Genomic DNA, 21,172 nt, shown 5'->3' with positions numbered 1-21,172 from the left:
TTTTGATGACGCCGCGTCCCCAAACCGCTTCGCTGGACGATCCGCTGTACTACCTCCGCAATTTCGAGACGGTGGTGAACTGGGTCCACCAGCATCACGGCGACCTGCTAACCGCCGAAGAGAGAACCTCGATTGGCGCCCTAATGGCGCTGGACCAGCCCGTGCGGGCGCTGCTGGCGCGCTTGGTGATGCGCAGCGGCGAGCTGTTTCGCGAAAGCCGGCTGAACTATGCCGAACTGGGTCTGCCCGTCGCCGATGCCTTGGACCGGCTGATCGATAGTGGCTGGGTGGACGTCGACCCGGAACTGGATATTGACACGCTGTTCAACGCTTTGACGGCTCCGGAGTGCCGGGCCGTCTTCGCGCAGACACTCGCAGAAGCCGGCCTTCCCCGCGCCACCAGCAAAAAAATCATGCGGGCTCACATTGTCAGCGAGGCACCGGCACCGCGCCGCTTCTCCCACTGGTGGCCAATAGCGGAAGATCGTCTGGTCGCGCTCAACCACATGCCTTTGTTTGATCGGATTCGCCTGATGTTCTTTGGCAACCTGCGGCAGAGCTGGTCGGATTTCGTGCTGGTGGAGCTGGGTCATCACGCTTACGAACAGGTGCCGTTCACGCCCGACTCGCGCGCCTTCCAGAGTCGCGAGGACGTGGAACGCTACCTCAAGATGCACCTGTGTCGCCAACGATTGGACGACGGCGAACGCCCTGACTCCATTTGGCCGGATGTGCCTGATACCGGCACCGGCAACGCCTGGCTGGAAAGCCGGCGCGGTCGCCTGCTGCTGGAGCTTGGCCGCCAAGCCGAACGCGCAGGGAACCCCGGGCTGGCCCTGACAGCCTGGAGCGACAGCGGTCACCGGGAAGCCCGATTGCGGCAACTGCGCTTACTGGAACGCCAAAAACGCTTCGACGAAGCCTGGACGCTGGCAACGAAGGCCATGGCAGCGCCCCGCGGCGACGCTGAAGTTCGCGGTTTGGAGCGCCTTATGCGGCGCCTGACTAAAAAGCTGGGTCACGATCTGCCAGAAACGCCCCGGCGCCCGAAGATACCGGAATTCTCTCTGCATCTGCCTCAACCACGCCTGCATTCGGTGGAGTGGGCCGCGCTGGAGCACTTGGGCACCGACGACGCCCCCGTATGCTATGTCGAGAACACCCTGCTCAACGGCTTATTCGGCTTGCTGTGCTGGCCAGCGCTCTACGCGCCGCTGCCCGGGGCTTTCTTCCACCCGTTTCACATGGCGCCGGCCGACCTGCACCGGGAAGATTTTGTCGAGCGGCGCCAGAATCTATTCGGCGCCTGTTTGGCAACGCTGGATAGCGGCGATTACAAGGCGCGCATTCGCCACGCCTGGCGTGAGAAAAGAGGCATCACATCGCCCTTCGTGATTTGGCCGGTGCTGACTGAAGATCTCCTGGACATGGCTCTGCATTGCATTCCACCGGCCCATCTCAAGCTCATTTTCCTAAGACTGTTACGAGACTTGAAGGAACACCGAAGCGGACTGCCCGACCTGATTCGCTTCAGGCCCGACGCCGGTGATTACGAGATGATCGAAGTCAAAGGCCCCGGCGACCGGCTACAGGACCACCAGCGGCGCTGGCTGGAATTCTGCCTTGACCACGGCATTCAAGTCGCCGTCTGCTACGTGCGCTGGCTGGAGGCGGAAAGCTGATGCGGGTAGCTGTCCGCACCCTATGCGAGTTCGCAGCCCGCCGCGGCGACCTGGAGCACCGCTACACACCGGCGCCATCCTCCGAGGACGGTATTGCCGGCCACGGCAAGGTTCAGGACCGGCGCGGTCCCCATTACGAGCGAGAGTGGCGGTTGTCCGGCGAGTGTGCCGGCCTGATACTCAGTGGCCGCGCCGATGGCTATGACCCTCTGACCAATCGTCTCGAAGAAATCAAGACTCATCGCGGCGACTTGTCCCGGCTGTCCGCGGCCCAACGGGCCCTGCACCGCGCGCAACTGCGTGCCTATGGCGCCCTCCACTGCCACGAGACCGGCCAGGATAGCGTACAGCTTGCGCTGGTCTATTTCGATGTGAGCAAGGAAACGGAAAGCGTGCTCACCGAAGCCGCATCGGCTGGCGCGCTGTGGCAGGAACTAACCGACCTCTGCGACGCTTATCGCCAGTGGGCACAACAGGAAGAGGCGCACCGCCTGCGCCGTGATCACGCATTGGAAACGCTGGCATTTCCCTTCGAAAATTTTCGCACCGGACAGCGCCAGCTCGCGGAAGCCGCCTACAAAAACAGCGTGCGCAGTCAGACCGTCATGCTGCAGGCCCCCACGGGCCTGGGCAAAACGCTGGGCACCCTATTCCCGGCGCTCATGGCGATACCCAAAGCCGGGCAGGATCGCCTGTTCTACCTGACCACCCGCAACCCCGGCCGCCGCCTGGCACTCGATAGTCTACAACGACTCCGGGATGCGCAACCCAGCACGCTACCCTTGCGCATCCTCGAACTGAGCGCCAAGGAGCATGCCTGCGAGCATCCGGACAAAGCCTGCCATGGCGAATCCTGCCCCTTGGCCCAGGGCTTCTTCGATCGTTTGCCCGCCGCGCGGCAAGCCGCCGCCAGCTTTGACGGCATTCTCACCCGCGATGCCCTGAGCCGCATCGCCGGCGAGCACTCGCTCTGCCCCTACTTTCTGGCGCAGGAAATGGCCCGTTGGTGCGATTTGATCGTCGGCGACGTTAACCGGATGTTCGACCAGCACGCGTTGCTGCACGCTCTGACCCGGCAGAATGAGTGGAAAGTCAGCCTGCTGGTGGACGAGGCCCACAACCTCATCGACCGGGCCCGGGGCATGTATTCGGTGACCCTGAACCAGTCGCGTTTGCTCTACGTTCGGCGCCAAGCGCCGGCAGAACTCAAGGGGGCGCTGAATCGCGTCGCCGGCCAGTGGCAAACACTCGTGCGGGAAGCCTTTCCTGAAGACACGCCCGGCAACCCTGGAAAAGCGCTAGGCAAACCGGAAAACGCCCTGTTTCTGGAAGCCATTCCCAAAACACTGATTCCCAGCCTTAACAGGCTGGTTTCCGCTATTACCGATTACCTGACGGAGCACCCACCGGATCTGGCGCTGCAGGAGCTGATGTTCGAATGCCTGGCGTTCACACGACTGGCGGACGTCTTCGGCGAACATTCCCTCTGCGAACTTCGCACCGGCGGGCGCGGCAAGACGACGCTAACCATCCAGAACCTGATTCCCGCCGACTTTCTCCGGCCCCGCTTCGATGCCGTCGATAGCAGCCTGCTGTTCTCAGCGACCTTGAGCCCCGGCGTCTACCACCGTGATTTATTGGGCTTGCCGGAGAATACCTTTTGGCGTTCAATCGAGAGTCCTTTCAGCGCCAGCCAGCTTCAGGTGGAGTTCGCACACCACGTCAGCACCCGCCGCCAGCATCGCCAGGCGTCGCTCGTGCCGATCGCACAAATTATTGCCGACCAATTTCACCGCCGGCCGGGCAACTACCTGGCCTATTTCAGTAGCTTCACCTATCTAAATGCCGCGCTTAGCGTCCTGCAGGAACAGGCGCCGGATATTCCCGTGTGGCAGCAGCGGCCAGACATGAGCACGGCGGAACGGGACGGGTTTACCGATCGCTTTACGGCAAAGGGGCAGGGCGTGGGCTTCGCCGTTCTCGGCGGGGCGTTCGGCGAAGGTATCGACTTGCCAGGCGAGCGGCTGATTGGCGCCTTTGTCGCCACCCTGGGCCTGCCGCCATTCGACGCGTGGCACGAGATCCTCAAACAGCGGCTGGCGGACCGTTTTGGCGCGGGCTACGAATATACCTACCTGTTTCCCGGACTGCAGAAAGTGACTCAAGCCGCCGGCCGGGTGATCCGCACGCCCGAGGACCGCGGCGTCATCTGGCTGATCGACGATCGCTACAGCCGGCCCCAGGTACGCCGCCTCTTACCTGAGTGGTGGTTCGCAAATACCCCTCTGCCGGAGTAGCCCGGAAACAGTCGTGTGCCATTCGATGGACGTTCATACCGGCAGTCGCGATACGAAAATACGTCCTCATTGTATGTGTATATAAGAAAGACAACACGCATATATAGGGTGAGTAAAGCAACTACATAACCATTGAGTCACATTAAATGTAGTGTCGTTAAAGCTTCCTATTCTTTATTACAAACAGATGAATTTACAGCGATTTAAAACAATAAAAACCTCTCTTAACCATTAAACCAAACATTAAACTTAAACCATATAGGGTGAAAGATTACTGAAATTCGCGAAACTATCATGCCTCTGCAATAGTACGCACCGAAACTGGGCGAGATGCTTTATTTAGGACACCCTCGGTAAACCAAGCATATTTCTAACACGTTGTTTTATTAACGGTTTTATAAACGCTACTAGTTGGCAAGTTGCTTGCATCACTCAGTGCAGCATCTCATGGCAAAGGAGCATGCCAATGGACTGGAACCCGACTACGCAAAATAGCATTCGGGCGGCTTCGGCGTTCTCGCCTGTCATTAAGCGCCCAAGGCGCCTGCTGCAGAATCATGACAATCTGCTTCACTATATTCAGATCGGACTGAGCATCATTATCTCAGCCGCTGTGATGTTTTCTCTGGCATGGTGGCGGGATGACGGTGTCATCCACGGGCATTACCGCACGCTGGCACTCATCGCCGGACTGCTGATTCTGGTGGTATACGAATGGCGGGGCGTTTTCAGGCGCTTCTCCGGCCGGATCGATACCTGCATGCGCCTGGCACGGTCCTGGCTGCTGGTCACCACCCTGGCCGTCTTCACCACGTTTGTCACCAAAACCAGCGAAGATTTCTCGCGCATGGTGATCATCAGCTGGGCGGCTCTGGGTTATGTGGCTCAGGTTATGGCGTACCAGATTTCCTACAAACTCTCGCAGCGCTACAGACACACCCGTCGCCAGCCCATCCGAGCCGTGGTGCTCGGCTCCTACTGGCTCGCCGAACACCTGGTCGAGAGCATCACCAGCAACGCCTGGATGCCGGACCGCGTTGTCGGCGTCATCGATGAAAACAAGAATGGCCTGGATCGCTGGGTGCGCGACCCGGTGCCCTATCTTGGCGATTTCGACGAGCTATTGCACATTCTTGAAGACAGCAACATTACCCGCGTCTATATCGCGCTGCCTATTACTTGCTCGGCGACCATCGAGGAAGCCTGCCGCAAGCTGGCCGATGTTCCGGTGGATGTGGTGTGGGTGCCTGACATCTTCGCCATGCGCTTGCTCAATCACTCGGTCAAGGAGCTCAACGGCCTGCCGTTGATCTCGCTATCGGAAAGCCCACTGGTTTCCCAGTCCCAGGCGATGACCAAAAACCTGCTCGACAAGACGATCGCTCTACTGGCACTGACGCTGCTCAGTCCGCTGATGCTCACGGTGTCCTACCTGGTCTGGCAGTCTTCGCCCGGCCCCATTCTCTTCAAACAGAAACGCCATGGCTGGGACGGCAGGGTGATCGAGGTGTGGAAGTTCCGATCGATGTTTATGCACTTCGACAAGCGCGTCAAACAGGCCACAAAACACGATGACCGCATTACCCGGGTGGGTCGATTTATTCGCCGCACCAGCCTCGACGAGCTGCCGCAGCTATTCAACGTGTTGCAGGGCACGATGTCCCTGGTCGGGCCGCGCCCGCATGCGATTGAGCACAACGATCTTTACACCAACAAAATCCAGTCTTACATGCTGCGCCACCGGATCAAGCCGGGCATGACCGGTCTGGCCCAGGTCAATGGCCTGCGCGGCGAGACGGATACGTTGGAGAAGATGCTGCGCCGGGTGGAACTCGACCTGGAGTACATCAATACCTGGTCCATCTGGTCCGATGTCAAGATTCTGATCAAGACGCCCTTCTCGCTGTTTTCCAAGACAGCCTATTGAGGTGGCGGCCTATTGAGGTGGCATGAGTCAGACCTTGCACCCGAGTGGCGAGGATTCCAAACCAAGGAGAAGGAAGTCCATGAAATACGACATGATTGTTGAAGGCGGCCAGGTTCCCTCGGGTAAGGTCAAGGTCAGTGGCGCCAAGAACTCCGCCACGCGTCTTCTCGCAGCGTCGATGCTGGCAGACGAGCCCGTGCGGATACGCAACTTCCCCACCCAGCTGGTCGACGTGGTGGAAAAAATCCGGTTTATGCGGGAGCTAGGCGCAAAGATCGAGACCGACGACGAACGCGAATTTGTCGAGATACGCACGCCAAGCCTGTCCTATGACGCTATCGACAACTACGATCTGCCCATCAGAACCACCTATCTGCTGACGGCAAGCCAGATCGTGCGCAACGGTACCGCGCGAATCCCGTACCCCGGCGGGTGCAAAATTGGCTCTCGCGGCTACGATTTGCACATGATGGTTTGGAAAGATCTTGGTTGTCACGTCAAGGAAGAAGCGGAGTACATTGAGGTCAGCGGCGCTTTCCGCGGCGGCTCGATCGACTTCCCCATCTCGACGGTGGGCGGTACCGAGAACGCGCTGATGTGCGCGTCGGTCGCCACCGGCACCACCGAAATCCGCAACGCCTACATCACGCCGGAAGTCGAAGACCTGATCGACATGCTCGGGCAGATGGGCGCCCAGATCGAGAACTACGGCAACAGTCTGATTCGCGTAAACGGCGTGGGCGGGCTGATGCGTGGCGCATCCTTTGCCGTCATGCCAGACCGAATCGAAGCGCTGACCTGGATTGTTTTCGCAGCGATGACCGGCGGCAACGTCTTCGTCGAAGGCGTCCCCTTCGAGCACATGAAAGTACCGCTGCTGCACCTTGAGGAAGCGGGGCTCGATCTCTATCGCAACTCCAACTCGGTCTTCGTCTCCGGCGAATGCGTTCGCCAGGGCATCCAGCCCTTCGAGCTGGCGTGCGGGACGCACCCGGGGGTGATTTCCGACATGCAGTCGTTCTACGTCTTGCTCGGCATGAAAGCCAATGGGATTTCACGCACCTTCGATTACCGCTATCCGGAGCGGATCGCCTACGCCCGCGAACTGGGCCGTTTCAACAAAGACGCTATCGCCTGCGAACCGGGAAAAATTACCACCTACGGCGTCGCCAAACTCAAAGCAGCCGACGTTACCTCTACGGATCTTCGCGGCAGCATGGCGCTGGTGATGGCGGCGTTCTGCGCCGATGGCCAGAGCCGCATCAAAGATGTGCACATGGCGATGCGCGGCTATAACGGCCTGCTGGACAAGTTTAAGACCCTGGGCATCCACGCATCCCTGATCGAAACAGAGTGACGCTCCATGGAACAGATCGGTAACGCCCGGCCGGATTTGCGTTCAGCCATTGCGGCCCTACAAGCATTGATGCCGGGCGCCGTTTACACGGATGTGGATCTATCGGCACTCAGCCGCTGGCGTGTCGGGGGCATTGCAGATTGCATCGTGGCACCGCGCACCCTGGACGAGATTCGCACGCTGATGCGCTTTGTCGGCGATGCCGAGATTCCCTACGTGGTGATTGGCTCCAGCTCGAATCTCATGTTTGCCGACGAAGGTCTGCGCGTGCTCGGTATTCACTTCGGTGCCGAATTCTCGCAGTTGCGGATAGAAGGCAACACCGTCTGGAGTCAGGCCGGCGTCTGGGTTCCCGAGTTTGCTCGCCAGGTTGCCCGCGCCGGACTGACGGGCGCCGAGCATGTGTGCGGCATTCCAGGCACCTTGGGTGGACTGATTTATATGAACGGCGGCAGTCAACGCAAGGGTATCGGCGACAACATTGCCGAGGTGACAACGATCACCCCCAGCGGCGACATCCAGCGATACGATCAAACGTCGTGTTCGTTCGCTTACCGGGCGTCGCGCTTTCAAGCGTCCAATGACATCATTCTCGAGGCCCGCTTCCAGTTCGATCATTCCGGTGAGGCCGACGCCATCCGCCGCTCAATGCTGAGCATACTTCGCCAGCGCCGGGAAAAATTTCCACGCAAGCTGCCCAACTGCGGCTCGGTTTTCGTCAGCAACCCCGCCATGTACGACGAATACGGGCCGCCAGGCGCCGTGATCGAACAGTGCGGACTGAAAGGTGTCGTTCACGGCGGTGCTCAAATCTCGCCACTACACGCCAACTTCATCGTGAACAACGGGCGAGCCACCGCCAGCGATCTCCTTTACCTGATCCACAAAGTGAGAGACACCGTGAGAGCAAGGACCGGCTATGACATGCCGGCAGAAGTCCGGTATCTCACCCCCGAAGGGGAACTCACCCCGGCTCATCTGAAAGCAGAGCAGCTGTTCCGCCAGCCGGCTCCGGTCACGGCTCCAGCGAACAGATTCGACGCAGCCAGCAGCAGATAAGAGACTCCAGATATGGCGCATGTTTCAGTGGTATCGGTGTTCTACAACCGCTCCAAGTGGGTGCAAGAGACCGCCGAGAGCCTGCAGAACCAGACCTATGACGACTACGAGATCCTGCTGGTCGACGACGGATCGACAGACGACACGCTAGAGCAGCTCAAGCAGTACGAAGACCACCGGACGCGGGTCATTACGGCTCCGAATCAGGGTTTCGTCAACGCGATCAACAACGCCATCGATCAAGCCAACGGCGACTATATTGCGATTCACGGGAGTGGCGATACAGCGTTGCCCGACCGCTTACGTCTGCAAAGCCAGCTTCTGGACACGCGGCCCGATGTCGGCGTCGTCGGCTGCCGGTCGGAGATCGTAACGCTACAGAGCAGCCGTCCTCCCTTCGTCAGCGAGGACAGTTTCGATGGCGAAGCCCAAGAGCACCTGCTTAAACACAATCCTTTCCATCACGGCGAAGTCATGTTCCGCCGCGATCTGTTCTATAAAGTCGGCAAGTATCGCCCCTTCTTCGTCTGCGCACAGGACCGGGACCTCTGGTGCCGGCTCAGTCATTTGACGCGTTTCGTGGTGCTAGAGGACGTTCTGTATCGTAAGTACGCCAAGATGCCGGGCTCCGTCTCCGCCGACCCGCATCGGTTGCTATTGCAGCGCTACCTCTCGGATTTCGCGGTCTTTTGCCACCGCGAACGTTTGGCCGGCCGGCCCGATCCGCTCGACCGCTACGGCCAGCAAGGTGCGTTGACCAAGCCGCCCAGCCGGGAATTGTCGAAATCCCTCTTCCTGTTCGGCAGCCGGTTTGCCGCCGACGGTCATCTCGACAATGCACGGACGTTTTACCGTCATGCCTACCAGGAATCCGGCTATCTGCCTGCGCGCGTTTTGCTTTTCGTTTCCGAGTACATTCCTCGCGCCTTGCTCTGGGCCAGCACCGCCTACCGGCGCCTTATCAGGCTCATGCAAAAACGCACCGCGGCCGACACCAAGCATTAGTACGATAGGCGTGGCGGGGCTCGCTTTCACCGGACTTGGCAGGCGATGACGCCTGCTGCCCCCCCCGGTCTATCATCATGCCGGCCTCCCGCCGGGGACGCGGACATCCGATATAACGAATCCCAAAAGCGTTTCAATAATAGGGACAACATGAGTTCTCATAGGTTTTCGCATATTGCCGTACTTCTCTGTTGCGCCACGCAGGCGGTCGCTGCTGCAGAGGAAGAAAATGACACCCTGTCGGTTAACGCCGATATCAGCCAGACCTGGGACAGCAACTACAACCGGGAGCCCGGTTCGTCATCCGAACAGATCACGCGCGCCAGCCTGGGAACCGGCATCAACACGACACTCAGCCGGCAAACATTGAGCGCCAGCCTCGGCGCCGCGCGCTACCGCCACAACCGGCGAGATTTTCTCGACGCTACGCTCTACCGTGGTGGACTGGGCTGGCGTGGTCCGATAGGCAACCGGCTGTCTTTCGCCCTGTCCTGGTCCTACCGCGACCGGTTGGCAGAACGGATTGATTTCGTTGGCAAAGACGTGATCAACCTGGACGAGAAAAACGCGGCCGTGAAATACGCGATTTTCTCCGGCTGGGCATTGGTCGGGGGCGCTCGCGATGCGGAGCAAACCCACTCAAACGATGACCGGGAGTCCCTCGATTACGAGGAGCGCGATTACAGTGCGGGGCTGCAATACACCTCCGGCCGGAAATCGACCGTGACGCTCAAGTTCACCGAGGGCGACCGCCACTACCTTCATCCCGGCGAGGGCGACGTGCCAGGCGTCGACCCCCAAGACGATTTGGATTACGACTACCAGCGCATGGCGTTCGAAACCGAATGGCAAATGACGGGCAAGACGAAGTTGACGGGGACCCTCGGTTATTTTGACCGCGACGGTGAAGTTAACTCCGGCAACGGCCTGGAAACCAGCATCCAGACCGACTGGGCGGCCACCGACAAGACGGATCTCATCCTTATTTACGCTTTCGACCAGCCACCGGTGGGGGAAGATTCCGAAAACCCCAGCGAGGCCCACATCGTCTCGGCCCGTGTGGCCTGGGAGTGGACGTCTAAGATCACCGTCGAAACCGCCGTGCGCGCCGCCTTCCAGGAGTACGACGACACGCTTGAACGCGTGGCGCGCGATGAAAAATCCTACGGCTGGGTGCCGTTGCTGCTGCGCTATCAGCTTAACAATGCCATTAGCGTACGTTTCGTCAGCGGCTGGCAACAGCGCGAGTCGCCCATCGACGAGCGTAACTACACGGCTCGGGAGTTCTCGCTGGGTTTAGCCGGCGAATTCTAACCTCGGCGTCGCCTATTGGCCCGGACACTTTCCAGTGTTACCCAGTCATCTTCTAGTTATCCGGTCACCTTCTAGTGTTAAAAGACACTAGACTCGGATGAAACGCTGGATGGCCTGGGCCAGAGGCTGCATCTTATGCGGCAGTATATCCATCCCTTCCTCGAAGAAATGCCCCGTCTCCCGGCGGCAGACCGTGATCATGAGCACCAGATAGAGGCCTGCGCCTGCCGTGCACAGCGCAAGGAGCTTGATGGCGCCCGGAGCATCCTCATGGAACAAGCCGCCCATCGTAAACACACAAAGGCACATGATGACCGAGGCCACGAACGCGGGCGAAACGGTCTTCACCACCGACAGTGCCGGTACGTTGTAGAGCCGGCGGAAGGCCCGCAGATAAAACACCATAGAGATGTAATTGCGCAGCGAGAAACCGCAAGCGGCCATCAGTAATCCCATCGGTACCGAGACCAGACCCAATACGCCGTTGGCCAACAGCATGCCCAGAGCGACCATGAAAAATACCCGGGAGTGTCCGCCCGCCATCAGAATACCTTTGAGCTGGGTGCCGACCACGAACGGCGGTATACCCAGGGCGATAATGGCCATGATGTTGCCGCTGGCTTCCCACTTCGAACCGAAGGCGAAAACAATGAAATCCGGTGCTATCGCAGCCGCACCGAAGAAAATCGGAAAGGTGATGTAGGCTGATATGCGAATCACCCGCAGAGTGCCTCGTGCTTGCTCTTCCGGCCCTGGCAAGCGGGAGAGCGCCGACAGCAGCGTGTGTTCAAATGGCTTGAGCACAATGTCCTGAAGGATATAGATCGCCCGGCCGCCGACCTTGAAAAAGCCCAGCGCTGCCGGCCCCAGGAAGATGCCGACAAAGAGTTCGAATATCTTGGCGCTGGCCGCGCCAAGCACTTGCGCGCCGAGGATAGGCGACGCGAACTGAAAGATCTTTCTGCACGCCGTCCTTGAGAACCGGAATCGTGGGCGCCAGCGAGCCCAGATCACCGTAATCAGCATCAGCAGAAGATTGTTGATCAGTTGCTGCCACACCAACGCCCACACGCCGTAACCCCGCACGGCCAGGAAAACCCCCACCGCACCGGAAACGAGACTGCTAACCATGGTGCGGATAGCGATCACCCGGAAGGCGAATTCTCGCTGAAGCTTTCCCTCATAGACCGTCTTGATCCCTTCCAGCAGGAAAATGGCTGTCAAAGCCTGCAGGATTGGACCCGCGGCTGGTTCGTAATAGGTTGAAACCAGCGGCACACCCACGGCGAGAAACAACAGGGACAGCAATACCGCGAAAACCAGATTGAGATAGAAACAGGTCGAGGCGAAGTCGTCGTTCCAGCTACTGTGCTGCACGATAGCTTTGCCGATGGCCCCTTGGGCCACCAATTTGCCGAAGTCGATAAAAATGAGGGAAAAGGCTACCAGACCGATTTCCGCCGGCGTCAGCAGCCGTGAAATAATAATAAAAATGATGAAGCTGACGACGCTGGTTCCTGTCGCGCCAAGGCTCATCCAAGCGGTGCTATAGCTCAACCTTTTCTTCAAATCCATACCGTATCCAGTTCAAAGGATGCCGACCAAGCGGCCATCGGGCGACATCGGTCTAACCTGTCATCGCCTATGGAGACCAAGGAGTCATTCGTTCAGGAGAAACGCCGATAGGTGGTGCGCCGGTATTTCAGCCGGGTGCGTTCCAGGCGCTTGCGCAAGGCCGAAGGTTTCATCTGGGCCATGTAGCGGAGCAACGTCGATTTGGCGTCGCCGGTTTCAATGTTGCTCTGCCATGCGGGCCGCGACCGGTTCAAGAATTTGTCCTGAATACAGGGAGCCGGCTCACACTGAAAGATCGCGAGCGTCGGCGCCAGGACCGAATCTTCAAAGGAAAACAGCAGCATGTCCGCAGGCTGATGGTGCACCGGGTCCAGCGCGACCAGCCTCTTTGCTGTTTCCCGGTGTATGAGGTAGGCGCCGGCACACCAGCTCGTGGAGCCCACCCGCAGGATATCACGCGACCCCCGGCTAAAACGGGTGTCGTCTTTAAGCCATACACGGTTTGTCGAGGGCTCCAAGCGAACAAGATCCACCGCATTCGGTATCCAGGTATCTGAAACGAGCATGTCCCGGAGGTCGTCGGCAATACGCAGGTCATCCTCGAAAACCGCCGCCCATTCCGCATTGCTCCCGGCAATCCGGCGCCACGCCGCCCTATGGCTCAACAAACACCCCGCCTGGCCTGGAAGCCATCCCTTTTTGCCACCACGGGGCCGAAGGTGACAAAACGCTTTGAATTCAGCTCCGGTGAGCTGTCGCCCGTCGATGGCCTCGATGCGCTCCGGCGTGAGTCCCAGGTGCGCAAATTGCTCCGTGGACGAGCGGAGTCGTTCGTCGTCCTTCGCCAGATTGATCAAATAAGCAGGGATCATCGAAATACCTCCGGCCCTTTACCCGGGCCCATTCCCTTACTACGCATCCCTGCACCTACCCGTCATCCATTTTTTAAGCCTATTTTCCGCCGTCCGATGCCAAACGTTTTCCCTGCGACCAACGTAAAGCACGCATCAGGAAGACCGCCATGTCTACGGTGTATCGACGCAGCAGGCGTCTCGGCTCAAGGCTCAAACGGTAGGCCCATTCCAGATGCATCCGGCGAAGCAGCATCGGCGCTCGGGGCTTGTCCCCCGCCAGGAAATCCAGCAATGCACCGACGCCGACCAACAAGCGCGCGTTGAGCGCGTGGCGATGCTCGATAATCCACCGCTCTTGCAGCGGGTTCCCCATGGCCACCAGAACGACATCGGCACCGGAGGCGTTGATCGATTGAATAAGCGCGTCGTTGTCACGGTTGTAGCCATCGGAGGTGCCAACCACCTGAACGTTCGATTGCCGTAGCTTATCGGCGGCTCTTTCGGCGATACCGGGTTGGCCACCGAACAGGAAAACGCCCCAAGGCCGGTCGCTCGTGCGCGCATTTTCCTCCAGCAGCGCCGGCGTAAAATCCGTTCCGTTGAGATTCTCGGGAAAGCGCCGCCGGTGCACCAGCCAACTCGCGATATCCATGGCGATGCCGTCGTTGACCAGCACCACATCCGGGCTATTCAATGGCTTCCGCAGGGGATCGCATTTGTTGACCAGATTGCTATTAACGAAGAACAGGGCTGTCTGCTGGCCCCGATCCATTGCAGTGACAAGGCGCTGGGACAAGTCATGGAAAGTCAGGGCCTGTACTTCGAGTCCACCGATGGGGAGGCGCGACTGTTTCGCCGTGGCTGTCATGAGGCAGTCCCTCCCATCAGGCGGGTATCTTCGTACTTGTGCGGAGCCAGGATACGGTCGGTCACTGCGTCCCAGTCCAGATGCTTTCGCGATGAACGGTGCGGAGTATCCACCGCCTGCTCGATGGCGTTTGCAATCGATGCGTCATCGCCCGGCGCATAACCGATACGGCTGTCGTAATCGCCCACCACCGCCCAGGGGCACACCGCAGGAAGGCCGAGAAAATCGTACTGGATCAACTTCATGGAGGTATCGGCCAAATAGTCGGGCACCTGTTCCGAGCGATAAGGCGCAATCCCGAATGTGGCATGGTTGATATAGCGAATGGTGTCTTGGTGCGGCATCTCATCGTAGACGGTCACGTTAGGACCATAGTCCTCGCGGGCCGGTTGACCGCAGCCAATAATATGGAACTGAATGTCCGGGAAGCGCTTTGAGGCAAAAACGAAGAAATCGGAATCGAACAGCATCGATCCGACCGAAACGGCATGCCTACCCTCGCCATAAGGCGAAGCGCCTGCGTTATCGGCGAGCGAATGATCGATACCGTGCGGGATAAAGCGCACGTTAGTGCCGCCGGGGATAGCATTAGCCAGCGCCTTCGACGGCAGCCGGATCGTGGTCATCTCCGGCGCAATACGTTGGAAGGTTTTTTTGACGTAATCCGCCACATTGATCGTATCCAGGTCGTCGGACGCAATATACACCGTCTCTGCCGCCGGATTGATACGCTTGGCGAGATCGAAAAATATGGGGGCGATGCCGCTTTCGAAAATGATCACGTCCGCTTCGCCCATCCATTCTCGCAAGGTCTTGCCAGCGGCGCCCACATACCAGCGGAACAGGAGGCCTTCCGCTGGCCGCAGCATGGGCCTGCGGGTATTGATCGGATGGAAGAGCGTCTTCCATAGATAACAGTCGACGCCCTCATGCTGCTCGACCCGGTTTGCCCGCGCGTCCAGGGATAGGCGCGGATCGCCGGTGTAGCGCGATAGCCGGCTGTAGCGCAGCGAGAAGAATCGTGCGCGTCCACGGCGAGCCAGTTCCTCCGTGATAAAGTGGATGTTTGCCTTGCGCGGCGACCGATAATCGTGGGCAGATAGCACCAGATAATGGGGTACTTTATTGCTCGCCGGCACCGTAGTGCTCGCGGATACCGTCGAGGCCTCAGGGTCCGGCGTCTCCCCCGGCGTTGTCCTTGCCATTGTCGTCGTCACCTCATCGTCTAATCGATTCATGAGCCGCCTTCGCCGTCTACTTGAACACCCTTTGGCGGCATCGGGCACTCGCCACGACCTCCGTCCTGGCACTCGGTAACCTTCAAGTAAGGTTCGACGACCTCCATCTGCGCTGCATCGACACCGTCCTGGGGGGCGATGGACATAAAGTAGTCGCCCCACCAGGCTCCCCCGGCCCAGTACGTCCAGCCACGCCAGACCGACGTATTACCCATTAGGGAAAGCATGCGGTCAAGGGAGGCAAGGCATTGCTCCGAAGCAGGGACACCAAACTCACCGAGGAACAACTGCTGGTCGTTGGCCTGCGCCCATTGCTCCATTGATTCGAAGATGCGATTGAAGTGAGACGGTTCGTGGCAGTCCTGCTTGGTGCCCGAGTAATACTCGTCCGCATATTGATGCACTTCGAGCACCGTTCGATTGAGAGGGTCCTTGAAATCGGCAAAGGTCTCCGCGTTGCTGCTCCCGGAGAAGCTCTTTTGCCATTCGTGCGCCCCGCTCCAGCGCCCTCCCGACACGAAGATCAGTTGCTCGGCGCCCGACTCGCGCAGCGCGTTGACCGTGCTCTGAGCAATCTCGCCCCAGGCCGCTATATCCAACTTGAAGGGCTCGTTCATCAGGCCCAGCGCCAAATACTCGGGATCGTCCAATTCCTCGGCAATGCGCCGCCAGAGATCGCCAAAGGCATCGGCCGGAACCGCATCCGAACCGATAGGCTCGCCGTTGTACAGGCCGTAATTGTGGATATCCAGGATCAGGCAGATGTCCCGATCGCGCGCCGACGCCAACGTTTTACCGATTGCCGACATTTCCTCGTCGTTCAGCTCGGCGAACAGCTCCCGTTGTACCCGTTCCCAGCGCACCGGCAGACGAATGGCCGTGACGCCCTTCTGCGCGTAGTAGTCGATCTCGCTGGCGCTCGGATAGGTGTAGTCTTGATACATGACACCAGGCCGCTTCTTGCTGTTGAATTCCGCGCCCGCCAGGTTAACGCCGCGCAGGCTTGTCGCGTCGAGGCAGACCGCCGCAGCCTGTGCACTGGCGAAAGCGAGGACGAGCGAGAACACCCACCCCGGAAGCTTGCCAAATCTATCCATACGCTTGCATCCGTCCATAGTCAGCCACCCAGTTGCTGATAGATTGCGAAATAATCCTGTGAAACCCGCTGCCAACTGTAGCGGTCGGCAAAAGCAATACCCGCTTCGCGCCGCTGGTCGGCCGCCGCCTGGCCCTGATCGTGCAGCGCCGCGAGCAACGATGCACCGGTATCCGGCGTCGAACGATCGACGATCAGTCCCACGCCACTTTCTTCAAGCAGACGACGAAAAGGCGGGATGTCGCTGAGTACAGGCGTCAAGCCGGCGCTCAGGGACTCGATCGCCGCCAGGCCAAACCCTTCGTGGCGGGACAGGCACAGAAAATAGCTTGCCTCGCCGATGAGTGCCCGTAGACGCTCGTTGGTCGGATTCGGCTCGAGTGCAACCACATCGCCAAGCTGACGCTGCTCCACTTCTCGCTGCAGATCCGGCAGTGAATAGTCGTATTCGCGCCCGGCGACGATAAGACGCCAGGCCTCGTCGCCGCGATGGAGTTCGCGTACGAAATCCAGCGCTTCCACCAAGCCTTTATTGGACGACCAGCGACCGAAGTAGATCAGTGTCTTTGTCAGGCGCCGGCTGCCGCAATCGGCGTATTTATGGGTATCGACGCCATTCTCTATAACCCGGAGCCGCGAGGGCGACACGACACGCTGGAACATCTGCCCATCGTTTTCGCTGGTCGCGATAATGCGCTCGTAGGCACCGGACGAAGCCCGGGTAATCGTTTGGAACCACAGCTCTTTCAGCTTGCTGGCGAAGGCCGTGTGAAAGAAGCCGCCGTGTGTCGAAAGCAAGAGTGGACGCCGGTGGATAACTTTGGTCGCCGCCAGAAAGTCGTAGAAGAAGTCCACACCGTGCACGTGTACAGCGTCGGCTTTACGGATTTCCTGAAGTACGCGAGGACACACGGGGTACCGGCTGGAACCGAAGTAAGGCAGGCGGGTCACGCGGATGCCGTCGATCTCCTCCTCGCGGGCCAGAGGCTGCTCGCCCTGGCGAAACAGGCGGTCCAGGGTAATCACCCTGGGCTGAACGCCCGTCTGGGCCATCTGGTTGGCCGCGATGTTACGAACGACATCCTCCATGCCGCCAATCGACGGCAGGTACTGGCGAACGACGTGGGTAACATTGAGCATTATTCATTGACCTCTTTGTTCATGGGGCGTTGTTCATGGGCGCGCTGTTCATGGCACGGGTACAGCAGGGAGCCGGGCGTTCCGGTGGGCCGCGTGCATGGTCCGCGATTTCTGTTTCAGTTTCTCGGCCCCGGCGGGTTGCTTCATCACCACGCCAAACAGGAACCAAAGCAGGCCGGCGGTTTTCATGGCGAATAGCGAGCTGCCGCTGACACACAGAATGAGCGCGATATAGATGCCGGCATAGCAGCGAAAGCGCCGGGCCTGATCATCCGGCGCGGGAATCAGCCAGAACGCCAGCCATAAGACCATGACCAGGACCAGGCCAAATTTCGACAATGAATAGGCATAGCCCTGATCCGGGAAGCCGCCGTTGTGTCCGTAACCGAGCAGCAGCGGGACGTCGAATTCGATCAGGCTGCGGCCACTGGAGGCGAGGCGGCCGACATAGTCGTCGCCGTGTATGTTGTGACCGAAGAGGCCAATACCCACCAGCAATCCGAGCAACGCCAGCGGCAGTAGAAATGGCAGGTATGAGGCCCAGCCATTGAAGAGCACGCGAGCGACCATCAAAAAGCCGACGGAAAGCAGTGCGAAGCGGGAGTCGGCCAGCACAATCAGCACCACGGCCGCTCCGATGAAGAATAGACCCTCACGGACCTGGCTACGCTCTTTCGCCAGCCCCCAGGCCGCTACGATGGTCGCGAAGTTCCCCAGGGAGACCGGTTCGAGAAACACCGAGGACACGCGATGACTGTCGAGCAGCCAGGGTAGCAAGGTCCGCCCGATGCCCTCCGGCCGGATACCGTTCATCTGAAGTCGGCTGTCCCGCTCGTACTCGGTAATCTCCTCAAGCCCACCGGTGCTGACGTAATAGGAAAAAATATTGAAAACCTGCGTGTAAACATCGAGCGCTAGCAATTCGAAAAACGCAAAGAACAGCACGACTATCAGAATCAGCTTGAGGGCCTTGTCCGCTATAGCGGGCTCACCCACGTTGCGACCGGCCCAATAGAAACAGAAAGGAATCAGCAGGTCGCGGAAGGCCTTGATGTCCAGTCCACCGCGCAGTAAGGCCAGCAGGCAAAGCATGCCGCCGCTGAAGGCGGCCAGGATCATGACGCCCGGCAGCACGCGGGGAAACAGCAGCGGGAAAGACGCGGCGAGGATCAAGAACTCGGCCGCACCGATGATGGCCCTGGACATGGGGAATCCGACAGTATGCAGCGCGCACAGAACCGCCTGGTAGGTGACCGCGGCGCCGACCACCAGCAGGACCAGGCGCAATTGCCTGGCATCGTGCGTAGCGTTCTGAATCAATCGAATCCCTCCGATGGCAGCCACCCCTGGCAAGTCCAGCCTGGCCGGTGATTACCCACTTACTGAGAAAGCGTCACGCCTAATATGCTGACGCCCACATCCTGCAGACGGCGGCTTACCCGTTCGAGTTCGCGCATGGGCGTGGCATGCTCTTTGGCGACCAATAAAGCAGCGCCCGCCCGACTGGCGATCAAATGGGCATCCAGATTTGAACCGAGTGACGGGGTGCTGGCGATAATCACGTCAAATTGGTCCGCCAGCTTCGCAACCAGACTGCGATACCGTTTGTTGGACAGCAGCTCCTGCGGATTGGGGGCCGGCGTTCCGGCGTTCAACAGCCACAGAGACTCCAACGGCGTGCAGAGTTGCGGACGGAAGTTGGCGCGGGAGGCCAAAATATCCGATAAACCATGCTGATTGGGCAACCCGAACAGGCGGTGCAGAGAGGGGGTCCGGAGGTTACAATCCATCAGCAGCGTGCGGGCCCCCAACTGCGAAAACACGATCGCCAGGTTGGCCGCCAATTTGCCGTCCTCTACCGCATCGTCAACGCCCACTAACGGCAAGACACGCTGGCTCGGCTCATCGAAATAACGCAGCATCAACTCGCTGCGCAGGCCCCTGAGGGCTTCCACTCGCGGACTCTGGGGCCGCAACGCCGCAATCAGCGACCGGTCCAGGTCGGTATTGGAGAGCGGTACAACCGGGTAAGAAAACTGCTGAGCCACAGCCATCTTAACGTCTTCCGGCGAAACCAGCCGCAGCTTGACGGCGGCTTCGCCGAACCTCAGACCCCGCTGTTCCTGGAGTTTGACCACGCGATCGATATCGTCGTCTGAAAGCTTGCCGCTTTCATACAGCAGCCGGCCAATCTGTCCGCTTTTGGCCAAGGCCCGCGTGGTGGTTTGGGGTGCATCGCTGCCGACAATCGGAGGTGCATATTCAGTCATCCTTTTCCCTCCTGTCTAAATCCAGCGTCTGCGGTCATGGGGCAAGTAGGCCAACACGGGTAATCCAAGCGTTTCTTCCAGATCGACACGGCTGCGAACACGGCGATTAAACAACTCCAGCATCAGCGCCAGGCCTATACCCAGCAACACACCCAGTGCTGCGGCAATGACCAGGTTCAGCTTCAGGTTGGGACCGGAAGGCAACGACGGAGTGATTGCGGGATTGAGCACCGCAATGTCCGTTTCCGCAAGGCGGCTTTCGAGGCGGCTCGCCGATGCACGATTTGCGGCCGAGTTATAAGCTTCTTGCGCCATGGCGACTTCCTGCTGAAGATATTTCAGCTCGTCGCGCTGGGAGGTCAGCTCGAGCACCTGATTTTTTTGCTCGTCTACGGCCCGGGCCAGCTCTTTTTCACGGTTCGTCGACAACTGCGCCGCAGACTGGATACTGCTCCCGACCACCGTTGTTTCTTCGGCAATTCGCGAGCGTAGCGTGAGGACTTCCGCCCGGGCTTGGAGATATCGGGGATGGTTCTCGCCTAACCGCGTCGACAGCTCTTGCAGATTCGCCTCTGCTGTGGCGAGTTCCGATCGCAGCCCCTGCAGCACGGGATTATCGAGCACATCGGCGCTGGACTGCCGCCAGTTTTCGTCCTTACTGCTACTTTTGCGGGCTTCAGCCTGCAGCCGCTGGCCCTGAGCCTCTACGAGCATCGACGACAATTCCCGCAGGCGGCTACTCTCGACGTCCAGACGCTCGTCGACGGCGACGATGCCTTGTTTCTTCTGATAGGACGACAATGTCTCACGCGCTTCCCGCAGGTTCGCGCGCAACACTTCTAGCTGGCCGTCGTACCATTCGGTGAACCGGCGCGCCGGCTCGGTCCGCAGCTCCAGGCTGGTCTGGACATACGACCCAGCCACCGCATCCGCCAGTATCGCTGCAAGCTGCGGATTCTCGCTTTTCATGCTGATGCGAACCACATCGCTGTCGCGACCCGGCGAAGCGTTGATGTTCTGAAGAATATAACGGGCGAGCAGGATCTGCGGTTCTTTACTCTCGATATCCTCGGCACTGAACTGCTGCTTCGCCAGCGATTGCTGCTCGCCGTTAAGCATTGCCCAGACCCGCAAAGCCACGTTGCGACTGGTAATAACGTCGACTTGCGTCGCCAGATACCCTTTGTCCGAAGGCAGATAGGTGCCACTCAGCGGATCCTGGGTTTTATCGTCGACAATCAGTTCTGTACTGGCCGTATAGGATTTTGGCAGGACGAGAGAGACAGCCAGAGCGGCACCAACGCAGAGCAAAAAACATACGATGATGAGTTTCCAGCGCGCCAGGAGAACTCGGAAGAACGTATCGAACGTCATGCGAATCCAACCTCTTGCGCGAAGCCGTCATCCGCGGTACACAGCGACCTTTCCTTTGGCGGGGCTTTCCATAACGGCGCTAATCGGCATAAAAGTGAAACTCGGCCTAACGGAGG

At 59.3% G+C, this 21,172-nt stretch carries 16 protein-coding genes; 7 read left to right on the top strand and 9 right to left on the bottom strand.

What is annotated here, in order from left to right:
• The first annotated feature begins 5 nt into the window (after window positions 1-5).
• The 7 genes from FXO11_RS02285 to FXO11_RS02255 all read left to right on the top strand — a co-directional run bounded on the left by FXO11_RS02285 (window position 6) and on the right by FXO11_RS02255 (window position 10,641).
• Entirely contained in the window at window positions 6-1,682 is a 1,677-nt protein-coding gene (locus FXO11_RS02285; RefSeq protein ID WP_148861384.1) for a VRR-NUC domain-containing protein, read from the top strand.
• Window positions 1,682-3,979, top strand: a complete 2,298-nt coding sequence (locus tag FXO11_RS02280; protein ID WP_148861383.1) for an ATP-dependent DNA helicase — start codon at window positions 1,682-1,684, stop codon at window positions 3,977-3,979. The genes FXO11_RS02285 and FXO11_RS02280 overlap by 1 nt, the downstream gene beginning before the upstream one ends.
• A 466-nt stretch (window positions 3,980-4,445) precedes the next feature.
• Window positions 4,446-5,906, top strand: a complete 1,461-nt coding sequence (locus FXO11_RS02275; RefSeq protein ID WP_148861382.1) for an undecaprenyl-phosphate glucose phosphotransferase — start codon at window positions 4,446-4,448, stop codon at window positions 5,904-5,906.
• Between the two features lie 79 nt (window positions 5,907-5,985).
• A complete protein-coding gene (locus tag FXO11_RS02270) occupies window positions 5,986-7,263 on the top strand; it encodes a UDP-N-acetylglucosamine 1-carboxyvinyltransferase (protein WP_227546016.1) in 1,278 nt (425 codons plus the stop codon).
• 6 nt (window positions 7,264-7,269) lie between these two features.
• On the top strand, window positions 7,270-8,322 hold the full coding sequence (gene murB, locus FXO11_RS02265) for a UDP-N-acetylmuramate dehydrogenase (RefSeq protein WP_148861381.1): 1,053 nt from the start codon (window positions 7,270-7,272) through the stop codon (window positions 8,320-8,322).
• A gap of 12 nt (window positions 8,323-8,334) precedes the next feature.
• The gene (locus FXO11_RS02260; protein WP_148861380.1) at window positions 8,335-9,327 is read left to right on the top strand and encodes a glycosyltransferase; all 993 of its coding nucleotides are present in this window, start codon (window positions 8,335-8,337) and stop codon (window positions 9,325-9,327) included.
• 150 nt (window positions 9,328-9,477) lie between these two features.
• Window positions 9,478-10,641: a hypothetical protein gene (locus tag FXO11_RS02255; protein WP_148861379.1), complete on the top strand. Its 1,164-nt coding sequence runs from the start codon at window positions 9,478-9,480 to the stop codon at window positions 10,639-10,641.
• Window positions 10,642-10,728: 87 nt separating this feature from the next.
• Here the strand turns inward: FXO11_RS02255 and FXO11_RS02250 are convergent, their stop codons facing one another.
• The 9 genes from FXO11_RS02250 to epsF all read right to left on the bottom strand — a co-directional run bounded on the left by FXO11_RS02250 (window position 10,729) and on the right by epsF (window position 21,056).
• The gene (locus FXO11_RS02250) at window positions 10,729-12,216 is read right to left on the bottom strand and encodes a lipopolysaccharide biosynthesis protein (protein ID WP_148861378.1); all 1,488 of its coding nucleotides are present in this window, start codon (window positions 12,214-12,216) and stop codon (window positions 10,729-10,731) included.
• A 92-nt stretch (window positions 12,217-12,308) separates the two neighbouring features.
• Window positions 12,309-13,088 carry a glycosyltransferase family 25 protein gene (locus FXO11_RS02245; protein WP_148861377.1) on the bottom strand — a complete coding sequence of 260 codons (780 nt, stop codon included), beginning with the start codon at window positions 13,086-13,088 and terminating at the stop codon, window positions 12,309-12,311.
• Window positions 13,089-13,167: 79 nt separating this feature from the next.
• Entirely contained in the window at window positions 13,168-13,938 is a 771-nt protein-coding gene (locus FXO11_RS02240; RefSeq protein ID WP_148861376.1) for a WecB/TagA/CpsF family glycosyltransferase, read from the bottom strand.
• Complete coding sequence (locus FXO11_RS02235) at window positions 13,935-15,176, bottom strand: GumK N-terminal domain-containing glycosyltransferase (RefSeq protein WP_202980274.1); 1,242 nt, start codon at window positions 15,174-15,176, stop codon at window positions 13,935-13,937. Before FXO11_RS02235 ends, FXO11_RS02240 begins: the two co-directional genes overlap by 4 nt.
• Window positions 15,173-16,273 carry a glycoside hydrolase family 5 protein gene (locus FXO11_RS02230; protein ID WP_227546015.1) on the bottom strand — a complete coding sequence of 367 codons (1,101 nt, stop codon included), beginning with the start codon at window positions 16,271-16,273 and terminating at the stop codon, window positions 15,173-15,175. Before FXO11_RS02230 ends, FXO11_RS02235 begins: the two co-directional genes overlap by 4 nt.
• 20 nt (window positions 16,274-16,293) lie before the next feature.
• Window positions 16,294-17,412 carry a glycosyltransferase family 4 protein gene (locus FXO11_RS02225; RefSeq protein WP_148861374.1) on the bottom strand — a complete coding sequence of 373 codons (1,119 nt, stop codon included), beginning with the start codon at window positions 17,410-17,412 and terminating at the stop codon, window positions 16,294-16,296.
• Between the two features lie 48 nt (window positions 17,413-17,460).
• Window positions 17,461-18,732: a polysaccharide biosynthesis protein GumE gene (locus FXO11_RS02220; protein WP_202980273.1), complete on the bottom strand. Its 1,272-nt coding sequence runs from the start codon at window positions 18,730-18,732 to the stop codon at window positions 17,461-17,463.
• 59 nt (window positions 18,733-18,791) lie between these two features.
• Window positions 18,792-19,682 carry a polysaccharide biosynthesis tyrosine autokinase gene (locus FXO11_RS02215; protein ID WP_148861373.1) on the bottom strand — a complete coding sequence of 297 codons (891 nt, stop codon included), beginning with the start codon at window positions 19,680-19,682 and terminating at the stop codon, window positions 18,792-18,794.
• Between the two features lie 15 nt (window positions 19,683-19,697).
• On the bottom strand, window positions 19,698-21,056 hold the full coding sequence (epsF, locus tag FXO11_RS02210) for a chain length determinant protein EpsF (protein WP_148861372.1): 1,359 nt from the start codon (window positions 21,054-21,056) through the stop codon (window positions 19,698-19,700).
• Window positions 21,057-21,172: the final 116 nt, after the last annotated feature.

Origin of the sequence: Marinobacter fonticola (assembly GCF_008122265.1) — a bacterium.
Classification (GTDB): Bacteria; Pseudomonadota; Gammaproteobacteria; order Pseudomonadales; family Oleiphilaceae; genus Marinobacter_A; species Marinobacter_A fonticola.
This window is presented reverse-complemented; position numbering and strand designations above follow the sequence as displayed.

Bases quoted from the DNA above. Each gene is read 5' to 3' on its own strand.
- FXO11_RS02250 (WP_148861378.1), bottom strand. From the start codon at position 12,216: ATGGATTTGAAGAAAAGGTTGAGCTATAGCACCGCTTGGATGAGCCTT.
- FXO11_RS02240 (WP_148861376.1), bottom strand. From the start codon at position 13,938: ATGACAGCCACGGCGAAACAGTCGCGCCTCCCCATCGGTGGACTCGAA.
- FXO11_RS02230 (WP_227546015.1), bottom strand. From the start codon at position 16,273: ATGGATAGATTTGGCAAGCTTCCGGGGTGGGTGTTCTCGCTCGTCCTC.
- FXO11_RS02255 (WP_148861379.1), top strand. From the start codon at position 9,478: ATGAGTTCTCATAGGTTTTCGCATATTGCCGTACTTCTCTGTTGCGCC.
- FXO11_RS02245 (WP_148861377.1), bottom strand. From the start codon at position 13,088: ATGATCCCTGCTTATTTGATCAATCTGGCGAAGGACGACGAACGACTC.
- FXO11_RS02225 (WP_148861374.1), bottom strand. From the start codon at position 17,412: ATGCTCAATGTTACCCACGTCGTTCGCCAGTACCTGCCGTCGATTGGC.
- FXO11_RS02235 (WP_202980274.1), bottom strand. From the start codon at position 15,176: ATGAATCGATTAGACGATGAGGTGACGACGACAATGGCAAGGACAACG.
- FXO11_RS02215 (WP_148861373.1), bottom strand. From the start codon at position 19,682: ATGACTGAATATGCACCTCCGATTGTCGGCAGCGATGCACCCCAAACC.
- FXO11_RS02270 (WP_227546016.1), top strand. From the start codon at position 5,986: ATGAAATACGACATGATTGTTGAAGGCGGCCAGGTTCCCTCGGGTAAG.
- FXO11_RS02285 (WP_148861384.1), top strand. From the start codon at position 6: ATGACGCCGCGTCCCCAAACCGCTTCGCTGGACGATCCGCTGTACTAC.
- murB (WP_148861381.1), top strand. From the start codon at position 7,270: ATGGAACAGATCGGTAACGCCCGGCCGGATTTGCGTTCAGCCATTGCG.
- FXO11_RS02275 (WP_148861382.1), top strand. From the start codon at position 4,446: ATGGACTGGAACCCGACTACGCAAAATAGCATTCGGGCGGCTTCGGCG.
- FXO11_RS02260 (WP_148861380.1), top strand. From the start codon at position 8,335: ATGGCGCATGTTTCAGTGGTATCGGTGTTCTACAACCGCTCCAAGTGG.
- epsF (WP_148861372.1), bottom strand. From the start codon at position 21,056: ATGACGTTCGATACGTTCTTCCGAGTTCTCCTGGCGCGCTGGAAACTC.
- FXO11_RS02280 (WP_148861383.1), top strand. From the start codon at position 1,682: ATGCGGGTAGCTGTCCGCACCCTATGCGAGTTCGCAGCCCGCCGCGGC.